The organism is Romboutsia sp., from assembly GCF_056995035.1.
The window spans coordinates 44,285-58,791 of sequence record NZ_JBXKIW010000048.1; the positions used below are offsets into that span (position 1 = coordinate 44,285).

A 14,507-nucleotide genomic window follows, 5' to 3' on the forward strand; every position below is an offset into this window, starting at 1 on the left:
CATAATATTTTATATTAATATCTTAACTTCTCAAGTTTACTTATTGCAAGTTTACTGTCCTCTACCTTTTTGCTTATTCCCTCTCCAGTTTTACCTTCAATTTTTTTAAGTATTGAACTATACATAAATACTTTTTTGTCTATAAATTCATTCAGTAAAGGATCTTTATTTTCTATAAGTTTCTTTCCTACTTCATAATATATTTCATCTTCAACTACAGTATTTTTATCAGTATATTTAGCTATTATTATTTCATATACTCTAAAATCTTCTTTAACTAATACTTCATCTAATATTTCATATCCATTGTTTAAAAGATATTTTCTAAGTTCATTTTGAGCTTGCATAGGCTGAAGTATAAGCTTATCTACACCATGAGCAACTTCTTTTTTTGCTTCTAACAATTCGCTTATTAATATTCCACCCATACCAGCAATTATTACTTCATCTACTTCATTTACTCTTAAAACCTCTATACCTGAACCTAACCTTAAGTCTACCTTTTCAAGTAAGTTATTATGTCTTACTTCTCCTCTTGCATTTTCAAGAGGTCCTTTATTTACATCTGCAAGTATTGCAAAATTTATATAACCTTTATTTAATAAGTACACTGGTATGTATCCGTGATCAGTTCCTATATCAGCAACTCTTTTCCCTTTAGTAACTAGTGATGCTATTTTTAATAATCTATCTGTTAATTTCAAATGTCTCATCCTTTCTTAAATTTGAAGTATTTATAATAATATTATATAAAATCCTAATACTATTATTAGGAGGTGTTTATATTGCCTAAAATAAAAAAACGTAAATCTGAATATAATCCTACCTATAACTGGGGTGGAAATACTCTTCTTTGGTCTAATCAAACTGACCAAAAAATAATTCAAGAAGCTGAAGATGAAAATGCTTCTAAATCAAAATCAGATTTACAAAAAGAAATTAATTATGGAAAAAGAATTAATTATTGGCATTAATATATTAATTTCAACTCCACATATTAAAAATTCGCCTTTGTCAAGGCGAATTTTTTACATATATAAATCTTAGTCTAAATAATCTCTAAGCTTTTTAGATCTACTTGGATGTCTTAATTTTCTTAAAGCCTTGGCTTCTATTTGTCTTATTCTTTCTCTTGTTACATCAAACTCTTTACCTACTTCTTCAAGAGTTCTAGCTCTTCCATCTTCAAGACCAAATCTTAATTTTAATACTTTTTGTTCTCTTTCATTTAAAGAACCAAGTACTTCTTCTATTTGCTCTTTTAATAATGAGTATGCTGCTGCTTCTGCTGGTGCTGGTGCATCATCATCTGGTATGAAGTCTCCTAAGTGACTATCCTCTTCTTCTCCTATTGGAGTTTCTAAAGATACTGGGTCTTGAGCTATCTTCATTATCTCTCTTACCTTTTCTTCCGTCATTTCCATTTCTTTGGCTATTTCTTCAGGTTTAGGGTCTCTTCCTAACTCTTGAAGTAATTGTCTTGATACTCTTATTAATTTATTTATAGTTTCAACCATATGAACTGGTATTCTTATTGTTCTTGCTTGGTCAGCTATAGCACGAGTTATAGCTTGTCTTATCCACCATGTGGCATACGTACTGAACTTAAATCCTTTTTCGTAGTCGAATTTTTCAACTGCCTTTATAAGACCTAAGTTACCTTCTTGTATTAAATCTAAGAAAAGCATTCCTCTTCCTACATATCTTTTTGCTATACTTACAACCAGTCTTAAGTTAGCCTCTACAAGTCTTTGCTTGGCCATCTCGTCGCCTTCCATCATTCTTCTAGCTAATTCTATTTCTTCATGTGGTTTAAGTAGTGGAATCTTTCCTATTTCCTTTAGATACATTCTAACCGGGTCATCTATGCTTATCCCTTTTGGTAATGATAAATCTATAGCTTCTAATTCCATAGGTGCATGTTCTTTTACTAACTCTTCTTCTGATTCTGCTTCCTCTTCTAAAACATCAATATCTAAGTCATCATCAGTTGAAAAATCTATTTCTGCTTTTTCAGTTTTAGTTTCCGTTACTTCTATACCTAAATTTCCTAGAGTTTCATAAAGATTTTCTATTTGGTCTTTATCTAATTCTGTTTCAGAAAAAGCCTCCATTATTTCTGCAAGAGTAAGGGATCCTTGCTTCTTACCTTTTTCAATTAAACTCTTCGCCGTTACTTTTTTTAATTCTTTTTTATTAGTTTTATTTTCCACACTCAGACCTCCCTTCTCTATAACCTTTGTAACATTCTTCTTATTTCCACGATGTTTAAAGCAATTTCCATAATCTTACCATCTACCTCTTTCGCATCACTAATATTTTTGTTATTTTCAATATTTTTTTGTTCTTCTAGCAATCTATTCATTTTTTCATGAAGTGTATTCTTCTTCATATTTTTTACTATCTCATCTATGCTTTTGATATTTTGTAAGTTCATGTTGTTTAAAGATATATTTTGTAATTCTTTTAAATATTCTTCGGATACGTTTGAACTTTTCATTTTGTCAATAGGTATTTTGTCCAATTCTTGATTTTTAATTATATAATTTAAAATTTCTTTACTATCCTTTAGTGAAAAATCATTTTCATCTACCTTAAGTAATACTATATCTCTAAGATTTTTATCTTCTATCATTATTTTTATAAGGCTTTCTTCAACAAATTTTTCGCCATTAATTATAGTCTTAGGCTTTTCTATTACTTTATCTTCTTTTTTATTTTTATATTTATCAAATTTATTATATTTTTTACTTTGTAATTTATCATAACTTTTTCCATAAACTTCTCTTTTTATTGACTCAACGCTTATATCAATTTGATTTGATAAATATTTAGTATAATAATCAATTTCTACATCACTTTTTAAGCCTTTGATTATTTTAGATGCTTCTTTTGCAAATTTCACCCTATCTTCATCTTTTTGCATATTAAAACTTCGTTTAAGATTATCTATTTTATACTTTATTTGGTGAACAGAAGTATCCATTGCTTTTTTATATTCATTTAATCCGTACTTTCTAATAAATTCATCTGGATCTTTAGATTTATTTAAATCTAATATTTTCACACTAATATCTAATTTATTAAGTATTTCTATAGCTCTTAGTGTTGCTTTTATTCCGGCTTCATCTGAATCATAAGATATAATAGCAGTCTCTGCATATCGTTTTATTAACATTCCCTGTTGTTCTGTCAATGCTGTTCCCAGTGTAGCTACTACATTTTTTATCCCATATTGATAAAGAGATATTAAATCCATATAACCTTCTACTAAAACTACAGTTTTATTTGTTATTTCTTTTCTTGCAAAATTTAATCCATATAAATTTTGTCTTTTATTAAATATTAAAGTATCTGGAGAATTTAAATATTTTGGTAGCGAATCATCTAATACTCTTCCACCAAAACCAATTACATTCCCTCTATAATCAAATATAGGAAACATTACTCTATTTCTAAATTTATCATAGGTTTTATTTCCTTCTTCTTTATACGTTATTAGACCACATTCTATTAGCTCTTCTTTTGTATTTCCCTTTGATATTAAATAGTCCATAAGTGAATTCCATGATACTAGTGAATATCCTAGTCCAAATTTTTTTATAATTTTATCATCTAATCCTCTTTTTCTTAGATATTCATAACCATAATTTTTTCCACTTAGCAAGTTTGCAAAGTAAAATCTAGCCGCTTCTATATGTATATCTTGAAACCTTTTTATCTTTTCCATTCTAATTTTAGATTCTTCATCCATATTAGTATTGATTTCTATTCCATACCTTTTTGCGAGTAATTTTACTGCATCCATAAAATCTAAATTTTCCATCTTCATAACAAAGTTAATTACATCTCCACCTTCTCCACATCCAAAGCATTTATATATTTGCTTTGATGTATTTATATAAAACGATGGTGTTTTCTCGCCATGAAAAGGACATAATCCTTTATAATTCGCGCCAGATTGTTTTACCTCTATATATTGGGATATTGCACTAACTATGTCACATCTACTTTTTAATTCATCTATTATTTCTTTTATATCATTCATATTATCACCTTCTGGTGTAATTTTTTCTAACATTTCTATTTTACATTATATTTTGAATTTGTCAAATCCTCATTATACAGAATTCGACTTTTTTTGTTAATATCCTTCTTAAAATCGAATTTTTTATTTTTTTCTCTTTTTTTGGAAATACATTGCATTCATTATTGATTATTTACATAATTTTCAATAATTAATACCTATATTTAATATAAAGATTATCTATTTTATTTTGCTAAATAAAAAAACTTAAAATGGAAAATTTTAGCACTTGATATTTTTTTATGCTTATATAATTTTACCTATTTAAATTATATTTACCCTTATTTTTTGAATTTTAATTTTTTTTATTTTATTCAATAAAAAAAAGAGGTGTTTAACCTCTTTTCAACTATTTTATAGAATTCATTAAATCTTCGAATTCATCAAAATGAAGTGATTGCATTCCATCTGATAATGCATTAACTGGATCTGGGTGAACTTCCACCATGATACCATCTGCTCCAGCTGCAAGAGATGCTATAGACATTGGTTTAACTAAATACCTAACTCCTGTAGCATGAGATGGGTCTACAATTACAGTAAGACCTGTTTCTTTTTGAATTATAGGTACTGCCGCTAAGTCTAATGTATTTCTAGTATAATCATTATATGTTCTTATACCTCTTTCACACATTATTATCTTTTGATTTCCACCTACAGCTATATATTCAGCTGCACCTATCCATTCACTTATACTCGCGGATATTCCTCTTTTTAACATCACGGGCTTATCCTGTTTACCTACTTCTGTTAATAAAGTGAAATTTTGCATATTTCTTGATCCAATTTGAATCACATCAGTTACTTCATATAACTTATCTAATTCTCGGGCATCCATAAGTTCCGTTATCACAGGCAAACCAGTTTCTTTTTTAACTGCCTTTAATATCTCTAGACCTTCTTCTTTTAACCCTTGAAATGAATTTGGAGATGTTCTAGGCTTATATGCTCCACCTCTTAATATATTTGCACCTTTACTTTTTACAAACTTAGCAGTTTCCAAAAGTTGTTCATAACTTTCAATGGCGCATGGCCCTGCCATTATAAGTTTATCTTGTTTTGCTATTAATTTTTTTTCATCGCATAAATTTATTTCAAATTTAAAATTTTCATTAAATATGTTTTTTTTCATCGCCTACATACTCCTTTACTTGTTCTCTTTCCTCACAAGTTAGCGAATTTAAATAATTCTCTATAGTTGCTTCTTTTATTTTTAGGTTACTATTTAAATCCATAAGAGGTATAAGTACAAAAGCTCTCTCACTTATCCTTGGATGAGGTATTAATAATTTTTCGTCGTCTAATATTATATCATTAAAGAATAATATATCAACATCAATAGTCCTTGGTCCCCATCTTATTATTCGTTCTCGATTCAGCTTTTTTTCGACTTCTTGACATACTTCTAGCAATTCATATGTATCTAGTGTAGTTTCTATTTCTAAACACATGTTTAAAAAATCTGATTGATCTGTATATCCCCAAGCTTTAGTTTCATATATTTTTGATTTCTTAGTTATATTTATAGAATTATTTTTACTTAAAATTTGACAAGCTCCATGAAGATATTCTAATCTATCTCCCATATTAGTTCCAAGACCTAGATAAACTCTATTCATCTTTAGCTCTCCTTATTTGCACACCAAAGTAATCATAAATTCCATTTACAGGTGCTTCTGGCTTCTTAACCCTAATCATTATTCCTTTAACTAAATCAAATTTTTCTAATACTTCTTTAGCTATATTTTCGGCTAATGCTTCTAATAAGTTGAATCTTTGATTTTGAACTATATCCTTTACGACTTCATAAACATCTGCATAACTAACTGATTTAGTCATATCGTCAGTTAAACCAGCTTCTTTAGTGTTGATATCTAGTTCTATATCTAAAAAGAACTTTTGCCCTAACACGCTTTCTTCTTTTAAAAGGCCGTGATACCCATAAAATCCAAGGTTTTGCATTAATATTTTGTCCATAGTATCCCTCTATCTTCTATATATAGCGTCAGCCATTTTAGCTGCTCTTATATTTTCTTTTATATCGTGTACTCTAACTATATCAACTCCATCTCTTATTCCAAGAACCGTTGTTGCTATAGTACCTTCCACTCTTTCTTTAGGTTCTACATTTAGTACATTTCCTATTACAGATTTTCTAGATGTTCCAAGAAGAACTGGATATCCTAAATCTTTTAATTCCTCTAATCTCTTTAATACCTCTAGATTTTGCTCAAGTGTTTTTCCAAATCCAATACCTGGATCTAATACTATCTTTTCTTTTTTTATACCTGCATTTAATCCTATTTCTATACTTTCTAATAAGAATTTTTTTATACTTTCCATTATATCCTTATCATACTCACTACCATCTTGATTATGCATTATACAAACATGTGCATCATGCTTAGCTATAACATTTGCCATGTTTTCATCTTTTCTAAGTCCCCATATATCATTTATCATTTCAACACCTAATTCTAAAGAAGCTTTTGCAACATCTGATTTATATGTATCTACTGATATAGGTACATTTATCTCTTCTTTCAACTTCTTTATAACTGGTATAATTCTTTTTAATTCTTCTTTAGCATCTACATAATCATGACCTGGTCTAGTTGACTCTCCTCCTAAATCTATTATGTCTGCACCTTGTTTTATCATTTCCTTAGCATGATTAACTGCTATATCTACACTACTAAAATCTCCACCATCAGAAAAACTGTCTGGAGTAACATTTAATATTCCCATTATATAAGTCTTTTTTCCATAATCAAACATATTATCTATTTCTCCTAATTTATTATTTCATAGTTATTAAACTCATAGCTTCTGCTCTAGCTGCTATATCTTTTTGGAATATTCCCCTTACTGCTGATGTTATTGTTTTTGATCCAGGTTTTTTAACACCCCTCATAGTCATGCACATATGTTCTGCTTCAACAACAACTATAACTCCATATGGCTCAAGTTCTTCCATTATTATATCTGCAATACCTTTAGTTATTCTCTCTTGTAGTTGTGGTCTTTTAGCAAAAGTCTCTACAACTCTAGCTAGCTTAGAAAGACCTGTTAATTTTCCACCCTTTGGCAGATATGCAATATGAGCCTTTCCAAAAAATGGAACTATGTGATGTTCACAGCATGAATAAAAAGGTATATCTCTAACTAATACTAGTTCCTCATGACTTTCTTCTTGGAAAATTACTTTTAAATGATCTTTAGGGTCTTGGTGAAGCCCTGCAAATATTTCTTCATACATTCTAGCTACTCTGTCTGGAGTGTCTAATAACCCTTCTCTATCTGGATCTTCTCCTATTGCCTCTAATATGTCTCTTACTGCATTTCTTATCTTATCCTTATCTACCTTGCTCATTGGTTTAGCCCCCTTGATTAGTAAGTTATTCTTATGTTTTTGCTTATTTCTATATTTTTGAATATATATTCATAAACATTTAATAAATCTTCATAGTTATAATTTATTTTAATCTTTTGTATTAAATTAAATAGCTCTAAATTTTCCACTCTTAACTCTTTGAATAGATTTTTATCCTTAGGTATCCATTTATTATTTATACTAAAATACCCCACTATTATATCTTTTAAATATAAATTCGTCAAAAACTCATATTCAAATTTCTCTACTTCATCTTTATTTTTTAATCTATCTATTTTTGATTTTATATCACTTTTTATGTAATATTTTTCTTCTTTAGATAATTCTTTTGGTCCCTCTTTAAATTTCACTTTACATAAATTTATGATATCAATATTTTTTTTTGTTTTATCATAGATTATTTTAGGTTGTGACATTTCTTTTAAAAAGAAGTATTCTTTAGAATCTATTAACTTTTTAATTCCTTCTTTTGAAAAATAGTTGATATCAAACTCTATTCCATCTATATTTTTGATCTCTCTTATTTGCATATCCCCTTTTTCTACAAACACAAATATATCAATATCATTTAATTTCACATTTTCTTTACCTAAGCTTATTTCTTTTGAAGACCCTACTAAAAAAACCGATTCTGTATTTTCATTTTTTATTATTTTATTTATTTCATTTTTGTATATCTCATAAACCCCTTTAGTCATATTTCTTCTCCATCAGACATAAATTTCACTTCGCTCATTTGACTCAATTAATTTGCCAACAAGTTGCTCAAGCAATCTACAAACTAAGAACTTATTTAAGTATCTTATTGGCAAAATATTTTCATTTAACTCTTAAGATTGCATACAGGATAATATTTTATTAAACAGCTCATTATATTCATTATATTTAATTTTCTCTATATGAGTGATTTTCATCATCCCCATAAGGCTATTACTCACAAAAACAAAGTCAAATTCTTTGATTTGATTTGATTTTATTTCTAATTCTTCCACCTGTATATCTAATTCGTCACAAATGTCTATAATCCTTCTTTTTGTTGTTCCATTTAATATAGGTAATTTGCTATTTGGTGTAAATATTTTTTTATCTTTTATAAAAAATATATTACTCATAGAACATTCTAAAACTATATTATTTAAATCGATAAATAACCCATCATCATATCCCTTTTCAACTGCATAATTTTTAGTATAGATACTTTCAAAATAATTCGTAGTCTTATGCTTATATATTATACTATCTCCTCTTTTTATAGGAGATATATTAAGTTTAAATCCCTCTTCATACATTTTTTTGCTATATGGTATATCTCTAGTAGAAATATTGTATCCTTCATCAAATACAGTTAATCTAATAGCTTTATTAAATATTTCATTTTCTCTTATATGTTTTACAACTTCTTGTTTTAGATATTCCTTTTCATACTTAAAATCTAAATCTAACTCTTTCATTGAATTAAACATTCTATCCATATGTAAATCTATATCTATAGGTTCTTGTTTCACTTTAATTGTTTCAAATAAACCTATACCAAACTTAGTTAAATCACTATCAAAAGATACCTTATTCTTCATAATAACCTCTTAATGCTTTCATTATAGATTGAGCTTTGTCTAATGTTTCTTGGTACTCCTCTTCTGGCTTTGAGTCCCAAGTCATGCCTCCTCCAACTTGGAAGTATACATTTTCATTTTGTTTTACAATAGTTCTTATTGCAATGTTTAAGTCCATCTCTCCATTAAATCCTATATATCCTATAGAACCTGTGTATACATTCCTTTGTGTTGGTTCTAATTCATCTATTATTTCCATAGCTCTAATTTTCGGTGCTCCTGTTATAGACCCTCCTGGGAATGTAGCTTTTATAGCGTCTACACAATCTTTATCGTCATCTAATTCTCCAACTACAGTAGCTACTAAATGATTTACATTTGCATAAGGCTCTATTACAAATAACTCTGGAACTTTTACACTTCCTATTTTTGATATTCTTCCAATATCATTTCTTTCTAAGTCTACTATCATAAGTAGCTCGGCTCTATCTTTTTCACTATTTCTTAGTTCTTCTTGAAGTCTTAAATCTTCTTCTACAGTTTTCCCTCTTGGTCTAGTCCCTTTTATAGGTCTCGTTTCAACTTCTTTACCTATACATCTTATGAATCTTTCTGGAGAGTTGGATAATACACTACTATTTTTAAAATTTAAAAACGCTCCAAATGGTGCTGGACTAAATCTTCTCAAATCTCTATAAAGTTCATAACTTGACAGCTTAGTTTGCCCACTAAATCTTTGAGTTAAGTTTGCTTGATATATGTCACCTTGTCTTATATAGCTTTGAACTTTTCTAACTGCATCTTCAAATTCTACTTTGGTAAAGTTTGAAGATAATTTTATTGGTTCAACTTCCTTTTCTTCATAACAAATACTATCTATTCCATTTATCTCTGCTTCTTTTATTTTATTTTCTATTTCATAAATTATATTTTCTTCGTTTTTAGTATCTAAATCTGGAGTAGCTATGTATGTTTTTTCTTCTAAATGGTCTATCACTACTACCCAGTTATATAATCCAAAGTATAAATCATATACATTTGTATCATCCTTAGCCGTCCTAGGAAGCTTTTCCACGTAGTTTCCTAAGTCATAAGATAGATATCCTACTGCACCTCCTGTAAATGGCAGATGTGTATTATTTTTCACTTTATATTTATTTAATTCTTCTTTTAAATTGTCTAGTGGATTCTTTTCTTCGTCTTTATATTTTAATACTTTAAAAGGGTTACTACTTATAAAAGAATATCTCCCTAGTTTTTTAGGGTCCATAGCACTATCTAATATAAAACTATTTTCTTCATCCTTAAATATAGTAAAAATCTCGAAAGAATTTAATTTAGTACTTATTTCTCTTATCATTATCTTTGTCCCCCTTGTCTTGCTTGCTTTATAAAGTTTCTAAGTATGTCATGACCTTGTTCTGATAAAATAGCTTCAGGATGGAATTGGACACCTTCTATAAGGTATTTTTTATGTCTTATACCCATTATCTCATTTTCATTTGTCAAAGCTGTTACTTCTAGATCTTTTGGTAAACTTTCTAAGTCTACTACTAGTGAATGATATCTAGTTACATTTAAAGGATTATTTAAATCTTTAAATACACCCTTATTAGTATGTTTTATACTATGAACCTTTCCATGTACAGGCTGTGTAGCTTTTATAACTGCTCCTCCAAATACATGCCCTATAGTTTGATGTCCTAAGCAAATTCCAAGTATAGGTTTTTTTCCTTTAAATTTATTTACTACATCAATACAGATACCTGCTTCTTTTGGTGAGCAAGGACCTGGCGATAAAACTATCATTTCTGGGTTTAACTCTTCAATTTCACTTAAACTTATTTCGTTATTTCTTTTTACCAACACCTCTTCACCTAGTTCTCCAATATATTGAACTAAGTTATAAACAAATGAATCATAATTGTCTATCATAAGAATCATTTCTATTCCCCCCAATAAGATTCCGAATATGTATTTAACTATACAATTAATCGGATTTTAGTATTTTATCTATGTACATTAATAATTATATATTTTTATGGAAATACCTGTCAATACAGTCATTTTTAAGTATTATTTATTAGATAGTTTCATAGTATAATTATTAATTGATATCTAAAACTAATTTTGAATATATTATTGCCTCATAGGTTATAAATTCGTCACAAAAAAGGAGCATTATATGCTCCTTTTTGAAAGTTTATATCCTGGATTATAATACTTTTCTTTTTTTCCTTTTTTCGCTCTTGCTTCTATTAAAGCATTGATTTTATTTATATAGTTATCATCATCAGAAATCCTTATAAGACTTGATAAATAATATCCATCCGTACTTTTTGGAATTTTTTTATTTATTACTAAGTCCACCGCTGTTTTGGCTGCCTCAAAGTGCTTTAGATGCGTATGACCTTCTTGAAAAACCTTTTTAGTATTGTAGACGATATAACCTTCCTTCACCTGAAATATGATAAATTCTTTTTTTTCATAGATTTTATTATACATATATTAAATCAATCCTTTTCAAGATAGTCTTAATATATATATATTAATCTTTTTCAAAAATGTTTTATATTTTTTTATTTTTTATTTTTTTTATTTGCATATATTGTTATTATAATTAGAATATATTAAATATATATTGCATATATTCTTATTTTTTTAATTTATTTATTATCTATTAACTCTGAAACTGTTACAAACTTATACCCTTTTTCTACCATTTTAGGTATTAATATTTCAAGAGCTTCAACGGTATTGTCTGTAGCATAATCATGTAATAAAATTATATCTCCATTTTTAGAATTATTAATTATTGTGTCTGCAATTTTACACGCTCCAGGATTTTGCCAATCTTTTGCGTCTATAGTAGTCCATAATACTATCTTGTAATCATATTTTTTAGCAATATCTTGTAATGCTTCTTTTTTATAACTCCCATATGGAGGCCTAAATAATGTAGGTTTTTTTCCTGTTAGCTTTACAAGTATATCTTCACACTCTACTATTTCTTTTTCTAATTGATCTCTACTTAAATTACTTATATCTGGATGATTAAAAGTATGATTTCCTATTTCATGACCTTCTTCACTTGCTCTAATCAGTGGCTTTGAGTACCAATTTGCATGCTTACCTGCTATAAAAAATGTAGCTTTTACATCGTATCTTTTTAATACATCTAAAACTTGATTAGTTTCCTTTGGATGAGGTCCATCATCAAATGTTAATGCTATTACTTTCTTATCTCTTGGTCCATTTTTCACAAATACTTCTTCATCTTGTCCGTATACACAAGTATTAAAACTTAATATAGCAATTAAACTTAATATAACAAGTGTTAACTTTTTTTTCTTATGTCTCATATTTATGACTTCCTTTCAACATTTTTCTATCTATAGAAATTTTGAGTATAATATATGTTGTAATGACCTCCAAATGCAACTCCAACTCCTATATTATTATAATCCCCCAAAATATTTTTTCTATGACCCTCAGAATTCATCCATGCTTCATGTGCATATATTGCACTTGTTTGACCTGCTGCTATATTTTCACCAGCACTCATATATACAATGTCCTCTGCTTTCATTCTATCAAATGGGCTTTTATTTTCTTTATTTGTATGATCAAAATATTTTTTCACCATCATATCTTGACTATGTTTTCTAGAACTTATCGTTGCTTTTTCACTATACTTTAAATCATTTAAATCTCTTTGGTATCTAACACTATTTACAAGGTCTATTACTTGTAATTCAAAACTCTTTTTTAATTCTTCGCTAGGACTTGGATACATTTTACTTAAACTTAATTCTGCATCATTACTTATTATTTGGTATGAACATACTCTATTTTCTTCATAAATATCATAAAAGAAAGTTATATATTTGTTATCTTCTTTGACTATATCATATTGATTATTTGAGTTTATTATGTATCTAGTATTTCCTTTTTTCTTATATTCTAATGGATCATAATTTTCTATTACAATTTTTTTATTATCATTTATAGATACATTTTCTATTTCCACCGAGTTTATAAAATTAGTATAAAGTCCAACCACTACATCATCTTTTATTCCAATCATAACAAAATTTTCTTTGTATTGATTGTATACATACCATTTAAAATTATATTCACTTTCATCAATCCTAGCTGGTTTACCTATTAATGACAGTACATAATCTTTAGTATCTCCTATGCTTATTTGTTCAAAGTTTTTTATATCTGTACTTCCTTTATTTGAATCATAAACTACATTTCCATTTGATACCTCAGATTTACTTAAAATTTCGTCTCTATTTTTACCTTCTTTTAAATTATAAAATAATACACTTACTAAAATAACTCCTATAAATACTACCTTTTTCAATTCATCACTCTCCAATCAATTTTCCCTATTTAACATAGTGTACATTTATAAGATATTCATACTTGTCTTGTTTAATAATTTAATTTTATTATATTCTAATTATAATTCTTCAAATATAAAAAAACCTTATCTTTGCTTAGATAAGGTTATCGTATAAATGAAAATATTTCATCTAAAGTTCTATTAAATATTGATGGTTTATCAAATTTCCACGTTCCTTCATATACCAATTCATGATTTAAGTAAAAAGTTCCTTGTCCATGTCTTTTTCCATGTACAAATTCTCCTTTATACATTTTACCTTCTTCCCATACATACATGCCTATTCCATGAGCTAGGTTATTTTTCCAACTTCCATCATATATCAATCTACCATTTGTATCATAACAGGCTCCATTGCCTTCCATTTTGTTGTTTTTAAATTCTCCTACATATATACATCCATCATTCCATTTGTATATACCCATACCATTTCGTTTACCATTTTCCCAGTTTCCTATATATTCATTTTGACTATTATAAATCATTTGACCGATTCCATTCATTTTGTCTTCTTTAAATAATCCTGTATATATATTCCCATTATTAAATGTGCATATACCATTGCCATCTTTCATATTATTTTTAAATTCTCCTACATACTCTATCCCTTCTATAAAAGTGTATATACCTTTTCCATTTATATTTCCATCAATTATTTTACCTATATATACATCTCCATTTGAAAAATTATATATTTTATTAGTAGCTTTTTTGGATTTATATATTTCTTCCTCCATATTTATATCTTCATTTTCTAATGCTAAAATCTCCTCATTTGTAGCTTTTTCTTGTCTTTTAGTTGTTATTTTTTGTATAAGTTTTATTGATTTAATTTCTTTTTTTGTATCATTTATAAGTTTTAAGTATTGATTATATATATTAACATATTCTTTAGATAAATTCATATTGTATTTCTCCTATCAATGTTTGTCAGTTATTAGCCTAAACTTATTATATCTTAATTTTCATATATTTTTCCATATATAAATAAATTTTTCATAATATATATTAAACTATTTAACACATAAAAAGTAGGATATTCCATAAATATGGAATATC

General features: G+C 27.6%; 17 protein-coding genes. 1 reads left to right on the forward strand and 16 read right to left on the reverse strand.

The annotated features are described in order from the left end of the window. Window positions 1-14: 14 nt before the first annotated feature. Window positions 15-704, reverse strand: coding sequence for a tRNA (adenine(22)-N(1))-methyltransferase (locus AC11VW_RS06685; protein WP_484300624.1), 690 nt, complete (start codon window positions 702-704; stop codon window positions 15-17). Between the two features lie 81 nt (window positions 705-785). On the opposite strand from AC11VW_RS06685, the gene AC11VW_RS06690 reads away from it, so the two are divergent. Then, the gene (locus AC11VW_RS06690) at window positions 786-974 is read left to right on the forward strand and encodes a hypothetical protein (protein ID WP_484300625.1); all 189 of its coding nucleotides are present in this window, start codon (window positions 786-788) and stop codon (window positions 972-974) included. Between the two features lie 69 nt (window positions 975-1,043). Here AC11VW_RS06690 and rpoD read toward each other — a convergent pair whose 3' ends face one another. The 15 genes from rpoD to AC11VW_RS06765 form a co-directional block, all read right to left on the reverse strand. Further along, window positions 1,044-2,213, reverse strand: a complete 1,170-nt coding sequence (gene rpoD / locus AC11VW_RS06695; RefSeq protein ID WP_484300626.1) for an RNA polymerase sigma factor RpoD — start codon at window positions 2,211-2,213, stop codon at window positions 1,044-1,046. Window positions 2,214-2,230: 17 nt separating this feature from the next. After that, a complete protein-coding gene (gene dnaG, locus AC11VW_RS06700) occupies window positions 2,231-4,048 on the reverse strand; it encodes a DNA primase (protein ID WP_484300627.1) in 1,818 nt (605 codons plus the stop codon). Between the two features lie 388 nt (window positions 4,049-4,436). Continuing rightward, window positions 4,437-5,219: a 3-deoxy-7-phosphoheptulonate synthase gene (aroF, locus tag AC11VW_RS06705; protein WP_484300628.1), complete on the reverse strand. Its 783-nt coding sequence runs from the start codon at window positions 5,217-5,219 to the stop codon at window positions 4,437-4,439. Then, on the reverse strand, window positions 5,200-5,706 hold the full coding sequence (gene folK / locus AC11VW_RS06710) for a 2-amino-4-hydroxy-6-hydroxymethyldihydropteridine diphosphokinase (protein ID WP_484300629.1): 507 nt from the start codon (window positions 5,704-5,706) through the stop codon (window positions 5,200-5,202). The genes aroF and folK overlap by 20 nt, the downstream gene beginning before the upstream one ends. Next, a complete protein-coding gene (folB, locus tag AC11VW_RS06715) occupies window positions 5,699-6,064 on the reverse strand; it encodes a dihydroneopterin aldolase (protein ID WP_484300630.1) in 366 nt (121 codons plus the stop codon). Before folB ends, folK begins: the two co-directional genes overlap by 8 nt. A gap of 9 nt (window positions 6,065-6,073) precedes the next feature. Continuing rightward, entirely contained in the window at window positions 6,074-6,865 is a 792-nt protein-coding gene (folP, locus tag AC11VW_RS06720; RefSeq protein WP_484300631.1) for a dihydropteroate synthase, read from the reverse strand. Between the two features lie 22 nt (window positions 6,866-6,887). After that, entirely contained in the window at window positions 6,888-7,460 is a 573-nt protein-coding gene (folE, locus tag AC11VW_RS06725) for a GTP cyclohydrolase I FolE (RefSeq protein ID WP_484300632.1), read from the reverse strand. A gap of 17 nt (window positions 7,461-7,477) precedes the next feature. Further along, on the reverse strand, window positions 7,478-8,179 hold the full coding sequence (locus AC11VW_RS06730; protein WP_484300633.1) for a hypothetical protein: 702 nt from the start codon (window positions 8,177-8,179) through the stop codon (window positions 7,478-7,480). A gap of 132 nt (window positions 8,180-8,311) precedes the next feature. Further along, the gene (locus AC11VW_RS06735) at window positions 8,312-9,055 is read right to left on the reverse strand and encodes an aminotransferase class IV (RefSeq protein ID WP_484300634.1); all 744 of its coding nucleotides are present in this window, start codon (window positions 9,053-9,055) and stop codon (window positions 8,312-8,314) included. Beyond that, window positions 9,045-10,394 (reverse strand): aminodeoxychorismate synthase component I, encoded by a 1,350-nt coding sequence (gene pabB, locus AC11VW_RS06740; RefSeq protein ID WP_484300635.1) that lies wholly within the window; start codon window positions 10,392-10,394, stop codon window positions 9,045-9,047. The genes AC11VW_RS06735 and pabB overlap by 11 nt, the downstream gene beginning before the upstream one ends. Next, entirely contained in the window at window positions 10,394-10,978 is a 585-nt protein-coding gene (locus AC11VW_RS06745; protein WP_484300636.1) for an anthranilate synthase component II, read from the reverse strand. Before AC11VW_RS06745 ends, pabB begins: the two co-directional genes overlap by 1 nt. A 237-nt stretch (window positions 10,979-11,215) precedes the next feature. After that, window positions 11,216-11,539 (reverse strand): hypothetical protein, encoded by a 324-nt coding sequence (locus AC11VW_RS06750; protein WP_484300637.1) that lies wholly within the window; start codon window positions 11,537-11,539, stop codon window positions 11,216-11,218. A gap of 161 nt (window positions 11,540-11,700) precedes the next feature. Then, entirely contained in the window at window positions 11,701-12,396 is a 696-nt protein-coding gene (locus tag AC11VW_RS06755; protein WP_484300638.1) for a polysaccharide deacetylase family protein, read from the reverse strand. Window positions 12,397-12,422: 26 nt separating this feature from the next. Further along, entirely contained in the window at window positions 12,423-13,406 is a 984-nt protein-coding gene (locus tag AC11VW_RS06760) for a CAP domain-containing protein (RefSeq protein WP_484300639.1), read from the reverse strand. A 146-nt stretch (window positions 13,407-13,552) separates the two neighbouring features. Continuing rightward, a complete protein-coding gene (locus AC11VW_RS06765) occupies window positions 13,553-14,353 on the reverse strand; it encodes an MORN repeat-containing protein (protein ID WP_484300640.1) in 801 nt (266 codons plus the stop codon). Window positions 14,354-14,507 lie beyond the last annotated feature (154 nt).